Below are 21495 nucleotides of genomic sequence, written 5' to 3'. Positions count from 1 at the left end.
ATAATAATCCGAGCGCCACCCCTTCCGAGGCGGAGGCGCGCCGGCTTTCCGCCTACACGTCTTCATTGAAGCGATGGCCGAGCACCTCAGCGGCTGTCTTTCCCGTTTGTCTCGGTGGTTTTGCGACAGCCTGTGAAATCGGCGCCGCAGCGTCCTGCGCGCCCGACATCGTCGGCGGCGCCACGGGCGTATCGACGCGTTGCGCCACAGACTGCTCCGGCCTTGTCGCGTCTGCTTCGCGGCTGTTTTCCGCCTTTGTTGTCTGCGCATGGCTGAAGATATCGGGGCTATGTGCATTGGATGCGCGCGCGGCTTTGCCCCTTCCCCCCGATGCTTGCTGCGCCTTCGTGCGGCGGGCCTGCCGCACATATTGCCGAAACGTATGCAGGCTCATTTGGATCCCGTTTCGTGCGAATATCGCGAGGATATCGCTGTCCGTATGCCCCCGTTCTCGGCAAGACATGACGTCGTCTATCGCGTCTTCGATCGCCTGCCTGAGGCTTTTTGCGCCACGGGGTTTTGCGGGCGCCTCGCGCAAATCGGCGAGGGCTTGCGCCCAGTTCGCTTCGGTGTGTCTCTGCGTCATGCGCGCGAATCCTCTGTGGCATTATGCTCGGACATTCGCGAGACGTATCGACGCATTGTCGTGATGCGTGCGCGATACGCCTGCGGATACATTTCCGGTACGCAGCGGAGCATCTATCAATATGCTAAAGTGTAAAGTGAGACAATGCCACATAAAGAGGTGAGACGCGTTGGCGGGACAAAATTGCGATAGAATGCTGATAAGGAAAGGGCTAGCGGGCGTTTTGGTTGTTTCCTGGTTTGACAAGATACCGGTTTCGTGAGTATGGTATAAAATATACAAGAAGCAAAAGCGCCCGCCTTCCTTTCCCTGCCCCAGGATCGCCGTGCCCCTTCCGCGCAAGCCCGACATCGCCAAGCATCGCGTCCAGGCGGACTTTTCGCCGGAGGATTTCGCGCGGCTCGAGCAAGCCTGCGCCATCTTCGGACTCGGGAAGTCCGACCTCCTGCGCCGGCTCGTGCGCGCGTCCATCGACGTCGGGCCCGCGCTTAGCGTCGACAACGTCGAGGCGCTCGCAGCGACCACGCGGGAGCTGCGCGCCTGCGGGCGCAACATCGCGCAGATCGTCAAAGGCATTAACCTCGGCTATGCGCCGCAGCTTGCCGACGACGAGGAGCTTTTCGTCGCCACCCATCGGGCGCTCTCCGAGATCAACGCGCTCGTTCACGAAATGACCGCCGCCTATGGCGTGCGGGTTCGGCGCGTCGCGGACCTGAAGCCGCTTCCCGGGACGGAGGCGTCGTGAGCGAGGCTCGAACGCACCTCCGCGCCTCCCTTGTCGCGGAAATGAACCGGCTCGCCCTTGCGGCGGGCGCATCTCGGCGTTCTCGCGCGGCGCGGGAGAAGCGGGGACTCGAGGAGCGGCCTGATAGGGTCGTAGGATTGAGGCCGGCGACGGCCTCCTCACTGGAGCATTCACGGGTCTCCGTTCTGGAGCCAGCCCCGCGTGCCTTGGCCTCGGACCGCGTTCTACGTGGAATGTCCATCACGGGCGGGGAGGACGAAGAGAAGCGGCGGCGGTTGCCGGACGTCTCCGCGAAAGGTGGGACGCGACCGCGTTCGAGTGGCGTCGCGGCGTCTTCCCCCGCCGTCATCGGCCGCGGCGCGCCACTGATGGCGCGCGCGAGAGCCTTGGCGCAAGGCTATCAACCGGCCGTCATCAAGGTCGTCTCCTATGCGCATGGTGCGGCGCGGGCCTCGGCGACCGCGAATTACGTCGACCGCGAAGACGCCCTTCTCGAAACCCAGGACGGCGTCGAGTTGAAAGGGCGCGCGGCCATCAACGGTGAAATCGCCGAATGGGCAAAGGATTTTGAACCACGGAAGGAAAGCCAGGACGTCGCCGGCGTGCGCTTCCAGATCATGGGCCTCAAAGACACGCCGGCCGACCGCGGAACTGTGGAGAAAGCGATGTCAGCCGCCTTCGCCGGACATCGTTACGCTTATCGGATCGACGCCTTGAAGGATGGCGCCATCGAAGCGCGGGCTGTCGTCGCCTTCGCCGGGACGCTCGGCGAGGGCGAAGCGGTCACGCGGGAACGCTTCTACGTAACCGAACGCCACGTCGCCGAGGGTTTTGAAGCTCGCGTGTTCGCGCCCAAATCCGAGGCGCGAATGAAGGCGCGCATCGAGGCGGCGACCGGGATCTGCCAGCATCGCATCGTGCTCGAGCCGGGCGCACCCGGTAACGGCCCCACAAGTGTCGTCGATCGCCTGACGCGGCTCCAAGAGCATGGCGCGGCGGCCTCAGATAGCGGCGCCTTTCTCGACAACCCAAGCGCCATCCAGGCAGAGTCGCGGGCTTGGCGGCGGGATCTGCGCTCGTTCAAGCCGCGCGACACGATGCATCTCATCGTCTCCGCCAAGGCCGGCGTCGACGTCAACACCTTCAGAACCGCCGTGCGGCGCTTCGTCCATGAGCAGTTCGCCGCGCACAAATTCATGTTCGGCGTGCACACCGACAAGGCTGACGCTGGGCATGTCCACGCCCATGTGATCGTCGCTGTCCGGGACGCCGAGGGCGTGAAAATTCATCCCGGGCCGCAGGATTTTGGACACTGGCGCGAGACCTTCGCGGAGCATGCCCAGATGCAAGGGCTAAAGATCGTTGCGACCTCGGCCGCAGAACGCGCCTCGTCGCAGAGCTATGGCCCCAAGGACAAGGCGATTGTCGACGCCGCCGATCATCCTCGGCCGGGTCGAGAGGCGCGCGATCGCGCCTACGCGAGCGACCCCGCGAACAAGACGCTCATGGACAATGCGCGTCGGCGCATCGAGATCGCGCGGACGAATCCAATCCGCATGCCGGCCTCGGAGCGTCAGCTCGCCGTCGCGAACGACACGGCCTCGACGTGGCGGCAGCTGGCTGGGGAGGAACCGCAGAGCGCGACGGCAATCGCTCTCGCCCAGCGGATGCAATTCTCTCAAGCCGCCGGGCAAGCTATCGTCACGCTCGTCAATCAGGCTCTCATCACCCAGACCACGAGGAGCAGCGCCATGCCAATCACCGCCGCGCAAATGGGATCCGACCTCAAGCTACTGAACGAAGCCGTGGACAAGGTCGGCGCCGTTCTGCCGGTGGATACGAGGTCCGCGTTTTTCGAGCGTTCGGGACGCTATCTCGAAAAGCTAGCAGCGCGCGTGGACATGCAGCGGGAATTCGAGGCCAAATCCTCGCAAGCGGCCCTCGCTCCTGTCGTGGAGCGGGTCGCGGGCATCGCTCGCGCCGAAGATCGCGCAGCGATCAGCACGCGGAGGCTCGTGGAACGCGCCGAGGCCGTCGAACGCCACGTCGAGGCGGCAGCCAATCCAATGCCGGCCAGCGGGCGCGATATCGACACGTCTCGCGTCATCGTCCGTGAAGCTGAGAGGAAAGCCGCGGATGAACAAGCCCGCGCGCACGCCGCCCAGGAGGCGCAACGTCTGCTGGCAGCCAATGCCACGGCGCCTCTCGCGGCTTCGCTTGCTGTCGACGCGCGGCTTGAGGCGTTGCGCCGGGAACAAATGGAAAAGCTTCGGCAAATTTCGGCCGAGAAGGAAGCCGGCAAGGCGGCAGAGCCCGAGATCGAACAATGATGGAAGCGAGTGAATCAGAGGCTGAGCGGCCACTCTGACTGAGCGCCTTTGAGCAGCCTCGCCGAGGTTGGGGTCGAGGGCTCGAATCCCTTCGCCCGCTCCAAAACTCCTCAAGGAAATCAGAGAGCTAAGAAAGCTCCACCGCGAGGTAGCCCTTCGCTTAACTGGCGTGGTATCCACATGGTGTCCACCGTGGCAAGCAAGGACGGCGGGTCCCTCGCCGCAGAAGGTGGGATGAGGTTCTTGATGTTATAGTTGGCTGACCGATTGGGTGAGGCGGGAGATTGCAAGCTGAAGTCAAAACGAAGCTGCTCGCGTCGATGCACGCGGGACGGCTGTTGGTAGTTTGTGGCGCTGGCCTGTCGATGGCTGCGCCCAGCAGCCTGCCGGCGGCATGGCGGGTCGCTGAGGCCAGTTTCGATAAGTACGCTCTTGAAACGGACCCCGCTTGCGATCCGGCAATGCGTCACGATCTCGAAGCGTTTGCGCAGCACTTCGTCGGCCTTCACACGCTCCAGTCGGTGTTCATCGAAAGCCTCGTACCCTGGCAGATGTTTGTGAAGCCGCCCAACGCCGGCCACGCGGCGGTGGCGGATTTCCTTGTCACGCGAGCGGCCGCAGCAGCCCTATCCGCCAACTACGACACGCTGATCGAGCAGTCCGCGGTTGCGAACGGATTTGACTTTCAAAACTCATTGGACGGAGACGAGGCGACCACTCGGTCCCGCACCCAGAGCCCGCTTTTGAAATTTCACGGATGCGCGACGCGTGATCGGCTGGCGACGGTATGGGCACCGTCGCAGTTGGGCGAACCGCCCATCGCAGAACGCATCGCGAAGAGCAAAACGTGGATGGCGGCAAACCTCCGGCAGAAGGACCTGCTGGTCGTCGGCTTCTGGTCGGACTGGGCCTATATGAACACCCTCCTGGGAACGGTCCTCGACGGGCTTGCTCCACTCTCCGTCACAGTGATCGACTTAGCGGGTGCGGCGGCGCTTCAAGCCAAAGCCCCGGACCTATGGGCTTTAGCCAACGGCCCACAAGTCGAATTCACGCACGTGCAGGAATCCGGGGCAGAGGCGCTGGCCGAGCTTCGAAAGGCTTTTTCCCGGAATTACCTTCGTGGGGTTCTTGCTGCCGGTAAGCCGGCATTCGAGGCGTCGACCGGAGTGGCTTGTGATCCAGCATGGCTGGAGCCGCCGGACTTTGACAACGAGACTCTGTATAGTCTGAGACGCGACGCTGAAGGAGTCCCTAAGGGACAGCCGGCCAGTAGGTCAAAGCCGAGCCAATGCGAGATCTTTGGGGTGTTCCATCTGCTGCTCAGGCAGGCTGGAGCGGCGCCGACGGCCATGGGCTACGATCTCGCGGGCCGATCGATTCGGGTCGTGAATGGCGCGGGTGCGGTTCTCAACCAACTCCGCTCCAAATTTGTTGAAGCGCCTGCGGTTGCTCCGACAGATATTGTCGTAGCGGCCGGTGCCACTAACCTGCCCCTGCCAGGAAGCGTCGTTCGGCCGGGGTCCGCTGGTAGCTTTATCCGTCCGACGGCGATGGGCGACTGGTACGATCTTGACGGCGCGCGGGCGGAGTTGGGCATATGATGGACATAGGCACACGGTCCGAGGTCGTCCTTCGTGAGGCTGGTTATGAGACTTGGCCATGGACCGGCGCGTCCCCGCCCGTGATCTGCTTCGAAAGCGCGACGGTGGTCGGGTTCGTGCATGTCTTTCGCAGCGCTAAAGAACTGCTGGATACTTGGGAAGCGGCCCAGCAACGGGTTCTGGCGCGACACGCGCCGGGGCTTCGAGCGGCCGGCACCAAGGCGTGGAACGTCTACTCTGTGTTCCTGACCTCCGAGCTGGCGCCAACCCTCCAGCACCAAGTCGAGAAGCTGGAGGAGAATTTCTCTCTCACACGAAAAATCGCACGAACCGCGATCCAAACCGCGGAAGACGTGACCAACGTGTTGATGCCCCTAGGCCCGATCAAGGCTCAGCCGCTTCTCGAAAACGCTGACATCGCCGACCGATTGCGCGCGCGCGCGAAAGACGTTCCGATCGAGGCGCTGAACGCCTTCTTGGGCGATCTGCGGCCAGAGGACGTCGCCGAGATATTGGGGAGCCCGACATGAGGCTCGACTACGTTGAAGTTTGCGGGTTCCGTGGGTTTCGCGAGAAAGTCCGTGTCGACTTCGGACCGGGGTTCACCGTCATCACCGGGCGCAATGGGGTGGGCAAAAGCACGCTCTGCGATGCTGTTGAATTCACCATTCTCGGCGAGATCGCGAAGTACACGGTGGAATCGGCCGCAAAGGAGACGGTTCGTGACTACATATGGTGGCGAGGTGATGGTTCACCGACCAGCCACTATGTGACCGCGTCTTTTGTCGATCGGGACGGCAAAGCGTTTTCCATCACACGGACTCGCGACGGTGGCGCCGACAAGACCCCGGCGGAAATCGAAGCCCAGCTCTGTCAGGGTGCGGCCCCGGACGATCCGCTTAGGCAGCTCTGCAAAACCTCGGTCATCAGGGACGAGTGGATCGCGAGCCTCAGTCTGGATTTGAGCGAAACGCAACGGTTCGATCTGGTTCGCGCGGCCCTTGGGTCCGTCGAGGGCGCTGATCTCGCCGCTAAGGCGAAGGCTGTGGTCACGCTCGCGGAGGCGGCCTGCGACCGTGTTGAGGCGTCCTACCAACAGGCCCGGTCGGAGCTGCAGGGCGGGCTCGTGCAACTGTCGGAGGCGAATGACGCAGCGAACCGAAGCGGCGACATTTCCGCGGCGATGGCGGTACTCGATCGGGTCATCCCGCCGAGGGATGGAGAACTTGCACAGAGGATCGACCTCGCTCAGCGAACCCTTCCCGATCGACGCCGGCGCCTTGAAGGTATTGGCCTTGCCGCGTTCGAGGGGCACGAAATCGCAGCACACCAAAGGGCGTTCAATTCGCCAGACGAGGTTGCGCGCAGAGAGCGGGCGAATGCGGCGCTGGAAGCTGCTCGATCCCACTTCGATCGCCTGAAGGCCGAGTTGGAAGTGGCGCAGCGTGCCTATGACCTTGAGGCGACGGCAAACGAAATTGCCGCTTCGTTGTCCATCCTCGTTGAACACGGGGAGGCGTTGGGCCTCCACGACGAGCATTGTCCGCTTTGCGCGGCAACGCGAACCAACGCCGAATTCGCTGCGGGCATTCAGAGCGCCCGGGCGCGGATCGATCAGCTTGCCGGGGGCGTGAATTCAGCGCGGGACAATCTCGCGAGCGCCCGTCGGGCGGCCAACCAGGCGGAACAGCAAGTTGCGGAGACGGAAGCGGTCTGGGACGCGATCGAACAACAGTTGCGGACCCTGCGCGCGCGAGAGGAGGCCCATATCGAAATTTTCGAACGCTACGGGCTGAATCCAGCTAACGCGGCGAACCCGGACGCGCTTGACCGAGAAGCATTGGACGAGCACGAGCAATTGGTCGAGCTCGAGCGTGCGCTCAACGCCCTAGAGGCCTCGCGGGCCGTCGATGCGTTGACCTCGGTTGATGCGCGAGTTTCGCTTTTGCGGCGCCAAGCCGACGCTGCTGCGGACGAACTCGCGCGCGCTCAGGGCGCGGTGGCGTCAGCCAAATCTCTGGAGAAAAGCGTTCGGCGTTCGGCGGCCGAAATCGTTGATGAGCGGCTTGCTCGCATCAGCCCGCTGCTGAACGAGATTTACCAGCGGCTCCGCCCGCACACGAACTGGCGCAGCATCGACTACAGCATCCGCGGCGATGTCCGACGCTTCCTCAGTCTGAAGGTGGGCGACAACCTTAATCCGCAATTCGTCTTCAGCAGCGGTCAGAGGCGAGCCGCGGGTCTCGCTTTCCTTCTGTCGGTTCATCTGGCTAGGCCGTGGTCCCGATGGGAAACGCTCATGTTGGACGATCCAGTTCAACACATCGACGACTTCAGAGCGCTGCATCTCGTCGAAGTCCTTTCGTCATTCCGACAAGTTGGTCGTCAGGTTGTCGTGGCGGTCGAGGATGAAGCCCTCGCCGATTTGCTTTGCCGACGGATGCTCAGCACACCGGAGCAAGGCGGGCGGCGATACACGATCGACTTCAATGAGCGCGGGGCGGCTGACGTAACCGCGCGGCTGGAAATTCCGCCGATGTCCCCGGGCATTCTCCGTCAGTTTGACGGAACTCAGGCGACCGCGTGATCTGACCCGTGGCGAAGAAGCCGGTCCACCTTCCAAACGGCAGGGCTTGGTCCACCCAGACCGAGGCATTTTACCCACTTCCGTTCGATGCTACACCGCTACGCCGACAACGCTTTGTCCATTCTCGGGCGCACCGAGCAGCAGCGCAACACCGTTGTGTCCAGAGAGCCGATGAAACACTTCACGAAGTCCAAATTCTTAGGCGACCTGGAACCTAAGCGGCAGTCCAACCTTTTCGGACTTTCGCCGTTATTGCTGTCAAATCCTCCAAAGCGGATCTGACGTCGTCGCCAGAGTCCGAGCTGACCGTGCGCTGCGACTCTGCGTTTATCCCGGCGATCGCATCCGAAATCTCAACGTCGATTGCCGCACGCCCCTTATGCGCGCTTTCGCCGTCAGAGTTTCCTGGCGGCTCCTCGACAGCGGAGCCCTCGCTCGCGTCCACGGCCGGGATCGTCTCAGACTCGCATTGCGCCGCCTTCGTGGCCAACTCCAATTTCGAATGAGCGTCGAGCCATGCAGAGGTCTCGGTCCAGCGTCGCAAGGCCGGAGGGTAGACCGGCGCGGTCCCAACCTGCTCAATGAGCCGCCGCATTCGACGATCACGAAAGAAATAAACCTTCCCAATCTCGAACGGCCGCGCGTTGGCGACGAGCAGGATCGACTTGTCCTTGGGCATGCGGGTCAGCTCTTGCGGTCGACGCAACGGCGCCGCCATGTGGCCGAGCGAGACGCGAGATTGCGAGAGTCCGGCTCCCATCATCTTCGTCGTATGCGTCGCCGTGTACGTCCCGAGCGCGTCGGAGACATATTTCGCGGTCTCATTGTCGTTGATCGCGACGAAGAGCTTTAGCGCTGCGCCGGCGACGAGCGTCTCGCGCATCGCCTTGCCGTAGGTCTCGTCGAGCTGGGAGATGTTTTGCAGCACGATCGCCATGCGGAAGCCATAACCGGCGCTGACCGCGATCTTGGAGGCGAGCGACGACATTCTGCCAAGCGTGTAGAATTCGTCGAGGAGTAGAAGGACCTGATGCGGCTCGTCGGCGCCAGGAAGATTGCGCATCAGCACATCGTGGATCTGCTGAAACAGGATGCGAATGAGCGGGCGGTAGCTCTCCAGATCGGCAAGCGGCGAGCCGATAAAGATCGACATGCGCTTGCGGCGCAGTTCGCGAATATCGAAATCCGATGTCTCCGTCACGGCGCAGATGAGCGGCGAATCCCAAGGCGCGAAAGCATTATTGACGTTGAACATGACCGAGCCGCGCGTGCGGTCGGGAATCGCGGCAAATTGATTGAAGGCGTCGAGCACCCAGGAGGGAACGGAGCCGTCATTTTCCGTCGCGACGATGGTTTTGAGCACGTCGGCGATGTCGTGCCCAGTCGAGATGACCCGCACGGCGGAGCGAATATGCCGCGCCTTCTCGCAATGGATGCTGGTCATCACATAGCCAAGCAGCGCCGCGACAGTCTTGCGCGCGGCGAGCGTCCATTCGTTCTCGACTGACCCCATCGCGACGAGGAAACTCGCGATATTGGCGCAGTCCGTCGCCATTTCTGCGCCGGGCCGTACATAGTCAAGCGGATTGTAACGGTGGGAGGAGGCCGAGCCCGGCGCAAAGACGAAGACTTCGTCTCCCTTCGCTGCACGCGCCGCGCCGAAGGATTTCAGATTCTCGCTCTTGATGTCGAGCGTCACCATGGACCCCGGCCAGGCGAGCCCGTTCGGGATCACGAAACTCACGCCCTTGCCGGTGCGGGTCGGGCCAACAATGAGAACGTGGCCGGGATCGCTTGAGACCAAAGTTTGCCCTTTGAGGCGGCCGAGAATAATTCCGCTTTTTGCCGCCAGCCCCGCGCGGCGCGCCTCAGAGAGCGTTCCAAACCGCGCGTCGCCATGAAGCGTCGATTTGCGGTTTACGTAGAGAAAGACCCCAAGGGCGACGAACAGCGCGAGCACCACGCCGGCGGCGATGGCGCCGTTTTCCAGCGCAAGTTTGGAAACGCGCTCGTCCTGCGCATAGACATAGAAATGCTTGTAGGCGAGCGGGAAGCCGTGGTCGAAGGAGAGAGGCGGAAACTGCTCGAGGTCCACGCGGGGATTTTCAGTCGTGACCCTCTTGAGAAGCGCCCATTTCTGCGCAGGCCTGGAGAAGCCCGAGCGAAAGCCGGTCACGATCCCATAGGGCACGACCCAGAGTAGCGACGCGGCGAGGGACAAGAGTAGCCCAATGACCAGCCGCTCGAGATGTTCCCGCGTCATCGGCGGCCGACCTTTCAGCTCGACCGCGCTGCGGCATGCTGCTTCCAGGCCGCCATGCGCGAGAAATAGATCTCAGACGTTCCGCGCCAGCCGCCCCGCCGGCTCTGCTGGATTACGATTGGCAGGACCGTCTTCACGTAGGAGATGATTTCCTCCTTACGCAGGCCAAGTCCGCTCTGCATGACCATCAGCGCAAGCTGCTCGAAGGCGCCCGCGGGGCTGTCGGCGTGAATGGTCGTGATCGAGCCGGGATGACCGGTGTTGACCGCCCGCAGGAAGGAATAGGCCTCGGATCCCCGGATCTCGCCGAGAAAAATTCGGTCCGGGCGCAGGCGCATGGCGGCCTGGAGCAGGCTCTCGATCGTCACCCGCGCCTGACCCTGGTCGCCTTTGGAGGCGACCAGCGGCAGGAAGTTTTTCTGTAGCGGCTTTACCTCGCGGGTGTCTTCAATCGTGACGATCCGTTCTTCGGGGGCCACCTCCTTCAAAATCGCGTTGAGGAAGGTTGTTTTGCCCGACGAGGTGCCCCCGGAAAGCAGGATCGAAAAGCGGTTATGGACAGCGAGCCGGATGAAGGCCTCGATCCGCCCGGCGTCCAAATGCTCGCAGAGCGCGCAGTCGAAATCAGACAGTTCATCACCGGCGGACACCTTTACCCGCTCGAAGGAGCCCATGCGGCGATAGTCCTCGAGCGCAAGCTCTTTGATCACCTGCTTGCGGATCGCGAAGGCTCCGCCGTTGGTCGTCGCCGGCGGGAGCACCCCTTGAAAGCGTTCTCCGGTGGCGAGCGCGGCCGAGAGCAGGGGATGCTCGCTGTTGACGCTTTGGTGCGAAAATCCCGCGACGCGCTCGCAGAGATGCCTGATCCAATCGCTCGTGACCGCAGGCGCCTCGATGCGTCGCATCGACGACTCGCCCATGACCTCGACGAAAAGCTCGCCCGGGCCGTTGGCGACGATTTCGACGACGGTCTCGTCGTTCAGCCACTGCCGCAGCGGCCCGAGCGCGTCCTCGAGGAAGACCGTATGGGCGTCGGCGTCCTTATCGACGAGCCTTGGCTTCACGACGCAGCTCCCTCAGTTCCTCCTTGACGGGGTCGGGATAAAATAAAGAGAAGTCGAGATCCTTCTTGATGAAGACGACGATGCGCGCGCCCTGGTCGACGTAGACGGTTGGAGGAATGTTGATGGAATCCCGCAGCGCCTCTTGCGAGAGCCGGGTCAATGATTGCGAAACCTGCTGCGCGCCGATCTGCCTGGCGTTGATCAGATTTTGGTTGGGCAGCGTCGTGACCGCGGTAAGCTGGCCGGTGAGGGGATCGAGCACATATTGGCTTTGTTGCTGGTAGCTGTTGACGTTTTGGCCGAGCGTCGCGACAAACTGCGAGACGCCGCCGATGACGCTGAGCGCCACTGCCGCCCCGAAACGCTCGACATAGTGATTGTCGAGGAAGCCGGAGTTACCCGCGCGGCCGAGGTCGTCGGTCCCCGGGGAGCCGAGCTGAACGGAGACGCCGTCGGGGCGCAACAGCCTTGTCCAGACCACGAAAACCCGCGTCTGCCCGCGGGCGAGCCCGGAGCGATATTCGCCGATCAGGGTCGATCCCGAGGGGATGAGCACACGGCGGCCGTCGAAGGACCAGACATCTTCGCGGGTGATGGCTTTCACGGAGCCCGGGAGGTCGCTCTGGATCGCGGTCAGCAGCTCGCCGTGGACCATCGTGCCTTGCGGCACGAGGGCGTCGATCCGTTCATTTTTCGTCGCGATGGACCGCTCGACGCCGGCCGAGCCGGCGCGGGCGAGAAAGCGCCGGTTGGGATCGTCGTCGGCGATTTCCGAGGCGCTGCCCGCTGCCTGCTCATTGTTCCCTGCCGCCGCGCCGACTGCGCCATCGGCGACGAGCTGGGGCGCGCGTAGCCGCTCCCATCGCCGCCGCTCCTCTTCGGCGGCGAGACGCCGGGCCTCGGCGTCGTCGACTTTCGCTTCGCTCTCGGTGTCGAAGGCCGGCGGCGCGACAAGAGGCGTGGGAGGGGCGACCGGCGGCGGGGGAACCTCGGCGGCTGGGGGCGGCGGCGGGGCCGTCATCTTGCCGAGATCCAGATTTGGGCGCTGGTCGATCGCGGGCGCCGGAAAAGCGGTGGTGTGAAATTCCTCTTTCTCCGGCGCGGTCATCGGCCGCGTCTCCTTATGCTGGGAGGCGTAAACCATCCAGCCGACGAAGAGCGCTGCGACGCTGGGGACGCCGATCTTGATGAAATTCCCCATCACGTGCGACGCGCGCTGGACCGAGCTTCTCGCCGCGTCTTCGAGCTCGAGCGAACGATAATGTTCGGGCGACGGCATCTTCGCTCCCTACCAAAATCGAAGGCCATTGAAGCCCACGCGCTCTGGCGCATAGGGCTCGAGGCCGTCAGGTTCGTGGAGATTGTTCAGCCGCCGATTGAAGACGCAGATCGCTTCCGCGCCGTTGCGCAGCGTCCATTGGAAATTGACCTTGTCGACGATGATGTAGGGACCTTCTTTGTGGAAATTGACGACGCTCTCCTTGCGGTCGCGGTCGACAACGAAGATCGCCGGCGTCTCCTGATCGGGCGCAAAGCGGAACCAGGTCTTGACGCCATCGTCGAAGACCGCGGTCGGCTTCGAGAGCGAGGAGCCCTTATAGGCGTAATCGCTGTTGGCGTTGGCGACGTTGAAATTCTTGGTATTGGGATAGCTTGCGCGCTCCTTGGCGAGCGCGATCAGCCTGGCGTCGGCCTCGTCCTCGGGGAAGCGAAAGCGCACCTTGAACACTTGCGCCCTGCCCTGCCGGAAATCCGCCCGCAGGAGGAAGGAATAGATCCGCTTCGACGTGACGACGTTCAAATTGGAGAACGCATTCTTCTCGACCGGCTTGACGAAGATGATGTTGCCGCGCTTGTTGGGCTCGACCCTCCAGGCGACAGAGTCGCCGAGCGCCAATGTCTCGATCTTCTCGTCCTCGCCCAGCACGATCATCGTCGAGACGCCATAGGAGCCGTTGATGGCGACGACCTCGTCGGGACGAAAACTTACTTCCCGCACCCGAGCGTCGTAGCGGCCCGCCCAGGGAGACTCCTCAGCCTGCGCGAGGCTCGGAGCGCCGATCGCGAGCAAGCCGAGAAGGAGGGGGAGGCCGAGACGCCGGGTCATTTGTCGGCTCCCGTTGCGGTCGGGACTGTTTCCTGGTCGCGGCGGTATTCCGTCGTCTGGAATCCGAGCGGATTGTCGAAGCGCATTTGGTTCGACATGGGCGAGCCGGAATAGCGGAAACGCACCAACGCCACCCAGTCGCGATGGACGATGTTAGAGGCGGATTTCTCGTCCGTGCCAAAGCGCACCAGCGCCGTGCGCTGGTTCGGGAAGGTCACCGATTTGACCGAGACGGCGACCTCCGTGGTCGCGCCGAGGAGTTTGACCGGGTTCTTCGGATTGGCGGGGCTGAAAATATCAGTGATATCGCGGGCGGCATCGCCGGTCGAGAGCAGCTGCGCGAGATCGAAATTGTCCTTGAGCGCCTTGGGATCGTAGGTCTCGCGCGCCTTCACATAGCGCACGACATTGAACATGGTGACGGCTTCATCCTGGCTGAGCGCCCCCTCGGCCATCGGGCGCTTGACCTCGACGAAGCCTGAGGATTTGTCGACGACGATCATATAGGGCTCAAAGGTCTTGAGGGGCGCGAGGCTGACGAGGGAGACGATCGCGCCGAGCGCAATGACGGTCATCACGGCGGCGATGATCCAAGCGATCGAGAGCGAGGAGTTTTTCCAGAGCGTCCGGTCCTCTTCCCAGGTCCCGCCCTCCCGGTAATAGCGTCCGCCCTCCCCTGTCGCGGAAGCCCCAGGGCCCGTCGCAGTGGGAGCGAACTCTTCTCGCAACACGCCGCGCCAGAGGCGCCAAAACGGCGGTTTCCTCATCGTCAAATCCGATCCATTTTCTTGGCGAGCACATCGGCGGCGCGCTGGCCGTAGATGCGCTCATAGCGGGCGCGCGTGAGGCGATCCTGCAGCGACCGGTCGAGGCCGAGGCGCGCGCCGTAACCAAAAGGCAAGCGGGCGCGATAAGCGCCTGAAGCGACGAGCGCGCCGTTCGCCGTGATCGAGCGCCACATTCCGCCGATCGTCGTCGCGTAGAGAGGAATGCCGCCGGCAATCGCCGCAGCCATGCCGGGGAGTTGGCTCAAAAGGAAAAGGCCGGTCAGACCGACGAGAAAGAAAGGCGCGAGCGCGCCCCAATCCACCTGGCCGCTGTTGATGGCGGCGCCAAGACCCGCGAAGATCGGCTGCGTGACGGTGAGGTAGAAGGCGAGAAAGGCGTAAACCAGCACCTGCAGCATCGCGTACATCACCGCGGCGGTGAGCCAGCCGGAGAAGAAGCGCGTGGAGGCATCGAAAAGCAGGAGCAGGATCATCAAGGGCGCGATCCCGAGGATCAGCCACAGAAAAACCTTCGAGAGAATGATCGTGAAGGTGGCGACGGCGAGAAAGAGCGCAATGATGATGACGCAGGCGAGCCCAACGAGGGCCGAGGCGAAGGATTGCAGGCTGAACGCGAAATGCAGTTGGAAGCCTTGCGCGACCTGGTTCCAGATCGCTTCCAGCGCCGAGACGACGGCGTTTGGGGACGTGTAAGTATTATTGTTGCCGACGCTGAGCAGCCGATTGCCGATCGCCGCCGGTCCGTCGTTGAAGAGCGTGTAGGCGAAGCTCGTGAAGTCGCTCCAGGAGGTTGCGAGCGCGTAGATCACAAAGGCCCGAAACAGCCGGAAGGCGGCGTCGGTCGCGGTTCCCGTGGCGGTCCCGAACCAGACGCCGAAGCCCCAAAAGATCACATAGGCGATGAGAAGGAGCGAGGCGATCGAAGCCCCTGCCCCGCCCGCCGTCACGTCGCGGGCGAGCTCCTGAAAGGCCCCTTGGACATAGGTGCAGCCGGTCTGGTCGACGCCGGAGAGAATCTGGGGAATGACTCCGGACCCGTAATTCTGCGCCGAGCAGTTCTGCAGGACGGTCACTTAAGCCGCTCCGCGTTGATCGGGCGCAAGGGACCGCAGTCGTCGGCGGCGGAGCTGAAGGGCGCAGGCGCGCGCTTGGCTTCCGGCTCGGCATAGAACAAGGCTTGCACGGCGTTCTGTTGCGGGCCCGCCGGCGCGGGCGTGGGTTGTTCCGCCGCAGCTAGCATGCCGCCTTCGGACATTGCGCAAGGCGCCTCCAACGGCTTGTAGCCGCAGCCAGAAAGAGCGGCCGCGATCAGTGCGACGCTCGCCATAAAGAAAAGCCGCATCAATTTCATTGTCCGTAGGGTCGGAACTGCATGGCGCGGGCCGCGGCGGAAAGCCCGGCGATGCGGTCGAGATTGGCCTGGTTGGCCGCCGCCGCAGCGGTGTTGACGGCGCCATTGAGCTGGACGATCGACTGGCCGTTCTGCGCCTGGATTTGCGAATTCTGATCGATCGATCCTTTTACGTCGGGGGAGCTTCCGATCTGCTGCCCGCCGGACGTGTAGGCGTTGCTTGCGCTCTTGACCGTCCCTTGCGTCGAGTTGATGAGGCCGAGGATGAGTTGGGCTGTGTTCGAGGAGTTGAGATAGGCCGTGTCGCTCGGGAGCGCGCCTTGTAGCCCGGAGAGCGTTTTGACGAGATTGAGCCCATTGATGAGCGAGCTGATGATCTGTTGAGAATTCCCGCCAAGCCCCGCGAAAGATAGCGGTCCCCCTGAAATGACCGAGCCGAGCGACGGCGCGCTCCCCATCGAAAAGCCGCCGCCGAGCGCCATCTGCGCGAGCGGCCCTTGCGCCAGCGACGAGCGGTCGCCGGTTACGGCCTGCAGGGTCTTCTGCACATTGGAAAGAATATCTTGGTCGGTGGAGAGGATCTGCTTGGTGTTCGTCGCCGTCTGCTGTGACTGGGAGAGATTGGCGGCGTCGATCACCGGAACCTGGGCATGGGCGCCGCGAACGAAGAAAAGGTGCGCCAAACAAAAAGCTAGTATCGCCCGTTTCATGGAAAGCCCTTTTTTATTGCGACTGTGCGCGTTCGAGATAAACGGTCACATTTCCGAGAGCGTCGGTGGCGCGACGCTCGACGCAGCCGCCATCGAGCAGCGATTGGCAGAACTGGCTTGACGCCAGTATGCAGGGGCTATTCGCTGTGCCGCCGCCGCGGTAGCCAGCGCCGCAAATCGCGTTGCCGGGGAGAAGCCCGCTTCCCGAGGCGAAGGACGTGAAGCTCATGCCGCGCGCGGCCTGGCTTGCCTGCGATACGCGCATCATATTGATCGCATTGTAGGCGCTGACGAGCAGATTGGCGGTTGCGAGCACCTGGTTCCAGCTGACGCCGTTCTGCGCGCCTCCGGAGGAATTCTGGTCATAGCCGGCCATGATCGTCGGCGACCCGCCGATGAGGACCGAGGCGTTTTGGTAGGTCGGCCCGTTGGTGACGATCGTCGCCTGCGTCGCCATATTGCCAGCGACGACGTCCCCCGCGACCGAACCGAGGTTTTGCGTCGCCAGCGTCGGGCCGCTGGCGTTGGCCGCAGGCGTCATCGGCATTTGGGAATCGTAGCTTTGGACAGCGGCGGCGCCCGCGGCCCTATCTGGCGTCGCGGTGTTGTTTTTCACGGCGCCCTTCTGACCTGTGTGGGTCGCGCAATCGATCCCCTTCTGCCCGTCGCGCTGCTTCTGCTGCACCGGGACCAGGGTCGTCGTCAGCGCCGAGGTCTGGATTTTTTGCGTGAGCTGCTCAGCATCCTCGACCGGAATATCAGCGAGGGCAGCGGTCGCTGAGGCGAGAAGGAGAGCTGATGTGAGGAGGACGCGCATCAGACCGTCCTCCCCATGAAAATCGACAACCAGGCTTCGGGCGCGCTCCCGACCGCCTCCATTAACGAATAGAGCTCGGCGACTGTCTCGGTGCGCCCGGAGAGCACCTTGATGACCTCCGGCATGCCGCCGAGGTCCAATTTGGCGATGACCGAATCCTGCCCGTGCTTAATCAGAAAGGATCGCCCCTCCGGGACCGTCTCCCTGATCCAGCGCATTTCCCGGTCGGAGAGCTGAAAGGCCTTGCGGTAACTTTCGTCGTCCGCCTTGGCGTTGGCGAAGAACACATTGGTCGCGGTCTGCTCAATCAAAGTGTTCGCGGGTTTGGAGCGCACGATGTCGGCGGCGCTTTGGGTGCCAAAGCCGATGATGCCATTTTGCTTACGGAGAGTCTTGAGCTTGTCCTTTATAAAGTAAGAGAAAACCTCGTCATCGAGCAGCCGCCAGCCCTCGTCGAGGAAGATCATGATCGGCGTCCCGTCGATCAGCTCCTCGATGCGGTGGAAAATATAGAGGAGCGCCGCCGTGCGGATCGTCGGATTATCGAGGACCCGCGTCATGTCGAAGCCGAAGATCGCGTTAAGCGAAAAGCGGTCCTCAGGATTATTGAACAGCCAGCCGTTCTGGTCCTTGCGGATCCACGGCTCCAGTCGCGAGGCGAGATCGCTCTCGCTCGCCTGAATTCGGCCGCGCAGCAGCGATTGGAAGGCAGGAAGGTTCCGCCCCTCCCGCGGGCCGGAGACGACGGTCTTGATCGCATTGCGGATGACTTGCTCTTCCGTGGCCGAGAGGTCCGTGTCCAATCCGCCCTTGGGTCGCAGCAGGAAGGAGAAGAGCCGGTCGAGAAATTCCCGCGTCTCGCCGCCGTCAGGCAACATCAGCGGGTTGAAACCTGTGGCGGTTCCGGGCTCCAGCGCCTCATATTGGCCGCCGAGCGCCCGGATGAAAATTTCGGCGCCGCGGTCTTTGTCGACGAAGACGAGCCGGGGCCGAGGCGTCAAGCGTTGCGCCTGCGCCGCGATGAAGGAGAGCCACACGGTCTTCCCTGAGCCCGAGGGGCCGACGACCGTGAAATTCCCGAGATCAGCAACGTGAAAATTGTAGAAGTAGGCCGTCTGCGACGCCGTCTGGAACACCGAGATCGCCGGCCCCCAGTGGTTCCCGGCGGGCGAGCCGCTCGGGAAATTATGCAGCGAGACAAAGCCCGCGAAGTTCTTCGAGCTGATGATCGAGTTCCTCGCGATATAGGGGAAGTTCCCTGGCCACTGCGCCCAGAAGGCCGGCTCCATATTGAGGTCTTCGCGCACCCAGATCACGGAGCGATCGGTGAGCGCTGCGCCTGCCGCCGTAGCCGTGGCGTCGACCTCCTGCATGCTCTTACCCAACGCCAGCACCGTCATATGGTGCTCGCCATAGAGGGCCTCGGAGGCGAGCAACTCGTCCCGCGCATCGTTCAAATGCTCGGCGACGATCGATCCAGCTTCGTCGGACATATCGACCTGGCGCGCGACGCGGTCGATGTGGGATTGCGCGACAGGCCGGTCGATGATCGCGAAGGACTGCGTGACGATGAATTCGTGCGGGATGGCGAGGAGGTTGTCGAGAAAGCCTGGTCCCGTCTGCGCCGGATATTCCCTCACCGACAGCGTCGCGCCAAAGCGGGTCTCGCTCGCCGAGCCGCCGCGGATTTCGAGCGCATTCTTGCCGAAGAACAGGCGCTTTGTCCCGAGCGCCTGGTCGAGAGACATTCTGGGAAGATGCATTGGTCGCGGGATGGCCCCATTGCCGAGCTGGACCAGGAATTCGAGCGGCTCCGAAAACCAGGCCCCTGCCCGCTCGACGACCTTAAGATGGCGCGGACGATAGGCCGCCATGGCGGAGAGGACCGCCGTCGTGACGTCTCGCAGCTCCGCTTGCGCCTCATGCTGATCGAAGGAGTCGCCGGCGCCGGTCTTTTTGCCCAGGACCGTCTGCATCAACGCTTCAAAGGTTCCGGCATGCCCCTGCAGCGGCCTGCGGATGATGGTGAGGTATATGTCGTTGACGAACATGCGCCGCTTCGACAGCGCCGCGTGATAGCGCGCATCGAGCTCCCGGCAGAATGCGTTATCGAAGCTAGACGGGATCGTCGGTTCGATCTCGCGCCGGATGATGTGCGAATACAGCGCGAAGCGGCTGTTGCCGAGCGTGCGCACGAGGTCGTTGCGGCCGAGCATCCGGACATTGATGTCGGACCAGTCCGCAGTCTGGAACGAGAAGCCCTCCAGCTTGATGAAGGTCATCAACAGGCCAGACTTGGATTTGACGATAAAGTCGTCGACGTGGCGCAGATACGGCAAATGCGACGAGACGGGGCGTTCCCGCCGCGACACCGCGCCAAAGCTCATCTGGTCCTGCAGCGCCCGCAGCATTAAGCCCCCTCAAACCTTATAGGAGTCGCAACCCCAAAACTCACGGGAGCGCGGCGGGCATTTGGAGGATCTCACGAACAGGACCTCGAAGATCCGATCGTCTCTTAAGGTCATGACGTAGCCAAAGAGATGCAATGGGATCATCCAGAGCAGATTGAAGAGGTTGTGCGTCGCGAGGAAAATCACCGAGGTCGTAACCATCTCGAACATGAAATACATGTAGGGAACGCCAACAATCGTCGGGGCCCGGGTCAGCGCTTTGACGAGCGGGACGATCATTGGCTTCTCAGGATCGGCGTTGCTCATCGTCAGCCGCCGACCGAGGACTGGAAGAATTGAACGATTTGCGTCGAGCCGAAGACCAGCACAATGCCGAAGATGATGGAGCCGGCGATGCCCCAGGTCATTCGGCCCGCCCAAGCAAGGAAACCGGCGGCGATGACGGCAAGAATGGCGAGAGACGTCGAGATCGGCCCCGTGAGAGTCTGAACAAGCGTTTGCAGAGTCGACTGCACGGGGGAAAGCGTGCCACCCGTCGCAAAGGCCGGAGAGCTTGCGTGGAGCAGCGCCAGCGCGGCCAGAATGGAAATCTTGCCGCGACCAGCTTTGCTAAAATGCCTCATTCCTGTTCACCATTCTGTTCGAGATTCCAAACGAATCCAGACCGCCAATTACGGTCCTTGACGCTTTCTATCTGCGGCGCCGCGGCGCTAGAGGCGCGGTCGTCACGAGTCTTTCCGTTGATCTTGGGCCAGTCGTAGAACTCGTTCACGACCGCGGCGACGAAGCTCACAGTTTCCGGAAAGGGTGGAATGCCGCCATGCTCGATGAGCGCCTTCTCGCCGGCGTTGTAGGCAGCGAGGATGAAAAGCGGATTCCGATAGCGGCTGTGCAAGTCGCGCAGGAACCGGACCCCGCCTCTGACGTTGTCGGCGGGGTCGCAAATATCGATGCCGTAATGTTTGGCGGTCTCGGGCTCGAGCTGCATGAGCCCGATCGCTCCGCGCGGCGAAACCGCGTCGCTCTGAAACTGGGACTCGGCGCGCGCCACGGCCAATACGAAGTCGGGGTAGAAATTCCCCTCGCGGGCGATTTTCTCCACGAGGTCGCGCGCGGCGCTTGCTGGCATTGATTGTGATCTCGGGCAACCCGCCCCCTTCTGCGCGCCGCCTTCGGCTACGCGTTCGGCCTCTGAGTCCGCGACGGGCGCCGGAACCACCTTGCCAGACGGCGAAACAACCGCTTCCAGGGTGCGCCCGCGCGCGATCATCGCTGCTTCGCCCGCGAGAACTTGCGACGCAGCGCCTAAAGCGAAGAGAATTCCGAGAGCGGGGCCGCGCATCTTGCCTCTGTGTTCTAGTAAAATATATACTAAACGAAATCGAGCCAACGGCGCAAGCGCCCCGAGACGGAATTTTTCACCCACGCCGGAAGCTTCCGGCGGGATCCCGGCTATGGAATGCTGGCTGTGTCTAGGGGTTCCGAGGGACCAAAGGTTGAAAAGGTAATTACAGGCAGTGCCTTAGTGCGCACTAGAAATTCGTGCAGCGGTTCGATCGAGATTGATCCGTTTTGGTGCCGGCGCGCACTGTCCCTCTCTGTCAAGCGGGCGGCGGTTCTGTGCTAAAATATACTTTAGAGCGTCCGGGACCCCGCTTTAGGGCGACGAGCGTTCTTGGCTCTACGAGTCACGCCTTCGCATCGCGCTTGCTCTCATTCCTCGGGGGCCACAATAGTTGTGAGGACGCTGATTTTGCGCCATTCTTAGATGATTACGAGTTCTGAGAGGTCGCCCATGACGAACGACGCCATTGCTCAACTCTCAATCCTCACTGAAGCGTTGACGGAGATTGTCGACTTGGCGACAGCTCGATCGAGTTCGGTCCCTTTGTCTAATGATGTGCTCGATCGAATGAGCGAAATCGCTGCAGGAGCGCTCACAGCTGCCGCAACCTACGGGCAGTTGCCGCCCTTCGCGATGGAGATCGGTCTTCGCGGGGAGGCGCTAAGTTAGCGTCGCGTGATCCCTGAGGCAGCTTCTGGCTTTCCTGGATGCGCGCTGGTGGGCGGCCCTCTCGTTTAGTAGGGGCCGCCGCTGTGAATCGTACGCAAGTCGGCCGCCGAAGGCTTGA

General features: G+C 62.6%; 20 protein-coding genes. 6 read left to right on the top strand and 14 right to left on the bottom strand.

Features of this window, described 5'->3' with window-relative positions:
• Positions 1–52: 52 nt before the first annotated feature.
• Positions 53–538: a hypothetical protein gene (locus tag ACETII_RS01405; protein WP_472785447.1), complete on the bottom strand. Its 486-nt coding sequence runs from the start codon at positions 536–538 to the stop codon at positions 53–55.
• Positions 539–911: 373 nt separating this feature from the next.
• Here ACETII_RS01405 and ACETII_RS01400 point away from each other — a divergent pair, with 373 nt between their 5' ends.
• The 5 genes from ACETII_RS01400 to ACETII_RS01380 all read left to right on the top strand — a co-directional run bounded on the left by ACETII_RS01400 (position 912) and on the right by ACETII_RS01380 (position 7852).
• Entirely contained in the window at positions 912–1331 is a 420-nt protein-coding gene (locus ACETII_RS01400) for a hypothetical protein (protein ID WP_472785446.1), read from the top strand.
• Between the two features lie 368 nt (positions 1332–1699).
• Positions 1700–3661 carry a relaxase/mobilization nuclease domain-containing protein gene (locus ACETII_RS01395; RefSeq protein WP_472785445.1) on the top strand — a complete coding sequence of 654 codons (1962 nt, stop codon included), beginning with the start codon at positions 1700–1702 and terminating at the stop codon, positions 3659–3661.
• Between the two features lie 320 nt (positions 3662–3981).
• Positions 3982–5265: an SIR2 family protein gene (locus tag ACETII_RS01390; RefSeq protein ID WP_472785555.1), complete on the top strand. Its 1284-nt coding sequence runs from the start codon at positions 3982–3984 to the stop codon at positions 5263–5265.
• Positions 5262–5795: a hypothetical protein gene (locus ACETII_RS01385; RefSeq protein WP_472785444.1), complete on the top strand. Its 534-nt coding sequence runs from the start codon at positions 5262–5264 to the stop codon at positions 5793–5795. Before ACETII_RS01390 ends, ACETII_RS01385 begins: the two co-directional genes overlap by 4 nt.
• On the top strand, positions 5792–7852 hold the full coding sequence (locus tag ACETII_RS01380; protein WP_472785443.1) for an ATP-binding protein: 2061 nt from the start codon (positions 5792–5794) through the stop codon (positions 7850–7852). The genes ACETII_RS01385 and ACETII_RS01380 overlap by 4 nt, the downstream gene beginning before the upstream one ends.
• A 214-nt stretch (positions 7853–8066) precedes the next feature.
• Here ACETII_RS01380 and ACETII_RS01375 read toward each other — a convergent pair whose 3' ends face one another.
• From ACETII_RS01375 to ACETII_RS01315, 13 genes are read right to left on the bottom strand one after another with little or no spacing between them, the layout of a single operon-like run.
• The gene (locus ACETII_RS01375; protein ID WP_472785442.1) at positions 8067–10115 is read right to left on the bottom strand and encodes a type IV secretory system conjugative DNA transfer family protein; all 2049 of its coding nucleotides are present in this window, start codon (positions 10113–10115) and stop codon (positions 8067–8069) included.
• A 14-nt stretch (positions 10116–10129) separates the two neighbouring features.
• A complete protein-coding gene (gene virB11, locus ACETII_RS01370) occupies positions 10130–11179 on the bottom strand; it encodes a P-type DNA transfer ATPase VirB11 (protein WP_472785441.1) in 1050 nt (349 codons plus the stop codon).
• Positions 11157–12458, bottom strand: coding sequence for a type IV secretion system protein VirB10 (gene virB10, locus ACETII_RS01365; RefSeq protein WP_472785440.1), 1302 nt, complete (start codon positions 12456–12458; stop codon positions 11157–11159). The genes virB11 and virB10 overlap by 23 nt, the downstream gene beginning before the upstream one ends.
• A gap of 9 nt (positions 12459–12467) precedes the next feature.
• Entirely contained in the window at positions 12468–13286 is an 819-nt protein-coding gene (gene virB9, locus ACETII_RS01360) for a P-type conjugative transfer protein VirB9 (protein WP_472785439.1), read from the bottom strand.
• The gene (locus ACETII_RS01355) at positions 13283–14053 is read right to left on the bottom strand and encodes a VirB8 family type IV secretion system protein (RefSeq protein WP_472785438.1); all 771 of its coding nucleotides are present in this window, start codon (positions 14051–14053) and stop codon (positions 13283–13285) included. The genes virB9 and ACETII_RS01355 overlap by 4 nt, the downstream gene beginning before the upstream one ends.
• Positions 14054–14055: 2 nt before the next feature.
• Complete coding sequence (locus ACETII_RS01350; protein WP_472785437.1) at positions 14056–15147, bottom strand: TrbL/VirB6 family protein; 1092 nt, start codon at positions 15145–15147, stop codon at positions 14056–14058.
• Entirely contained in the window at positions 15144–15416 is a 273-nt protein-coding gene (locus ACETII_RS01345) for a hypothetical protein (protein ID WP_472785436.1), read from the bottom strand. The genes ACETII_RS01350 and ACETII_RS01345 overlap by 4 nt, the downstream gene beginning before the upstream one ends.
• Positions 15417–15421: 5 nt before the next feature.
• On the bottom strand, positions 15422–16108 hold the full coding sequence (locus tag ACETII_RS01340) for a TrbJ/VirB5 family protein (protein WP_472785435.1): 687 nt from the start codon (positions 16106–16108) through the stop codon (positions 15422–15424).
• A 40-nt stretch (positions 16109–16148) separates the two neighbouring features.
• On the bottom strand, positions 16149–16952 hold the full coding sequence (locus ACETII_RS01335) for a hypothetical protein (protein ID WP_472785434.1): 804 nt from the start codon (positions 16950–16952) through the stop codon (positions 16149–16151).
• Entirely contained in the window at positions 16952–19363 is a 2412-nt protein-coding gene (locus ACETII_RS01330) for a VirB4 family type IV secretion/conjugal transfer ATPase (protein WP_472785433.1), read from the bottom strand. The genes ACETII_RS01335 and ACETII_RS01330 overlap by 1 nt, the downstream gene beginning before the upstream one ends.
• A 9-nt stretch (positions 19364–19372) precedes the next feature.
• Positions 19373–19669 carry a VirB3 family type IV secretion system protein gene (locus tag ACETII_RS01325; RefSeq protein ID WP_472785432.1) on the bottom strand — a complete coding sequence of 99 codons (297 nt, stop codon included), beginning with the start codon at positions 19667–19669 and terminating at the stop codon, positions 19373–19375.
• A 2-nt stretch (positions 19670–19671) separates the two neighbouring features.
• Positions 19672–19986, bottom strand: coding sequence for a TrbC/VirB2 family type IV secretion system protein (locus ACETII_RS01320; RefSeq protein WP_281932785.1), 315 nt, complete (start codon positions 19984–19986; stop codon positions 19672–19674).
• Complete coding sequence (locus ACETII_RS01315) at positions 19983–20789, bottom strand: lytic transglycosylase domain-containing protein (RefSeq protein ID WP_472785431.1); 807 nt, start codon at positions 20787–20789, stop codon at positions 19983–19985. The genes ACETII_RS01320 and ACETII_RS01315 overlap by 4 nt, the downstream gene beginning before the upstream one ends.
• Positions 20790–21158: 369 nt before the next feature.
• Here ACETII_RS01315 and ACETII_RS01310 point away from each other — a divergent pair, with 369 nt between their 5' ends.
• Positions 21159–21377 (top strand): hypothetical protein, encoded by a 219-nt coding sequence (locus ACETII_RS01310; RefSeq protein ID WP_472785430.1) that lies wholly within the window; start codon positions 21159–21161, stop codon positions 21375–21377.
• The last annotated feature ends 118 nt before the right edge of the window (positions 21378–21495 follow it).

This window comes from Methylocystis sp. NC52PC, from assembly GCF_055698645.1.
This window is presented reverse-complemented; position numbering and strand designations above follow the sequence as displayed.

Excerpts from the sequence above, each read along its gene's own strand:
- ACETII_RS01395 (WP_472785445.1), top strand. The coding sequence starts at position 1,700 with ATGGCGCGCGCGAGAGCCTTGGCGCAAGGCTATCAACCGGCCGTCATC.
- ACETII_RS01390 (WP_472785555.1), top strand. The coding sequence starts at position 3,982 with ATGCACGCGGGACGGCTGTTGGTAGTTTGTGGCGCTGGCCTGTCGATG.
- ACETII_RS01385 (WP_472785444.1), top strand. The coding sequence starts at position 5,262 with ATGATGGACATAGGCACACGGTCCGAGGTCGTCCTTCGTGAGGCTGGT.
- ACETII_RS01380 (WP_472785443.1), top strand. The coding sequence starts at position 5,792 with ATGAGGCTCGACTACGTTGAAGTTTGCGGGTTCCGTGGGTTTCGCGAG.
- ACETII_RS01375 (WP_472785442.1), bottom strand. The coding sequence starts at position 10,115 with ATGACGCGGGAACATCTCGAGCGGCTGGTCATTGGGCTACTCTTGTCC.
- virB10 (WP_472785440.1), bottom strand. The coding sequence starts at position 12,458 with ATGCCGTCGCCCGAACATTATCGTTCGCTCGAGCTCGAAGACGCGGCG.
- virB9 (WP_472785439.1), bottom strand. The coding sequence starts at position 13,286 with ATGACCCGGCGTCTCGGCCTCCCCCTCCTTCTCGGCTTGCTCGCGATC.
- ACETII_RS01355 (WP_472785438.1), bottom strand. The coding sequence starts at position 14,053 with ATGAGGAAACCGCCGTTTTGGCGCCTCTGGCGCGGCGTGTTGCGAGAA.
- ACETII_RS01345 (WP_472785436.1), bottom strand. The coding sequence starts at position 15,416 with ATGCGGCTTTTCTTTATGGCGAGCGTCGCACTGATCGCGGCCGCTCTT.
- ACETII_RS01335 (WP_472785434.1), bottom strand. The coding sequence starts at position 16,952 with ATGCGCGTCCTCCTCACATCAGCTCTCCTTCTCGCCTCAGCGACCGCT.
- ACETII_RS01330 (WP_472785433.1), bottom strand. The coding sequence starts at position 19,363 with ATGCTGCGGGCGCTGCAGGACCAGATGAGCTTTGGCGCGGTGTCGCGG.
- ACETII_RS01325 (WP_472785432.1), bottom strand. The coding sequence starts at position 19,669 with ATGAGCAACGCCGATCCTGAGAAGCCAATGATCGTCCCGCTCGTCAAA.
- ACETII_RS01320 (WP_281932785.1), bottom strand. The coding sequence starts at position 19,986 with ATGAGGCATTTTAGCAAAGCTGGTCGCGGCAAGATTTCCATTCTGGCC.
- ACETII_RS01310 (WP_472785430.1), top strand. The coding sequence starts at position 21,159 with ATGACGAACGACGCCATTGCTCAACTCTCAATCCTCACTGAAGCGTTG.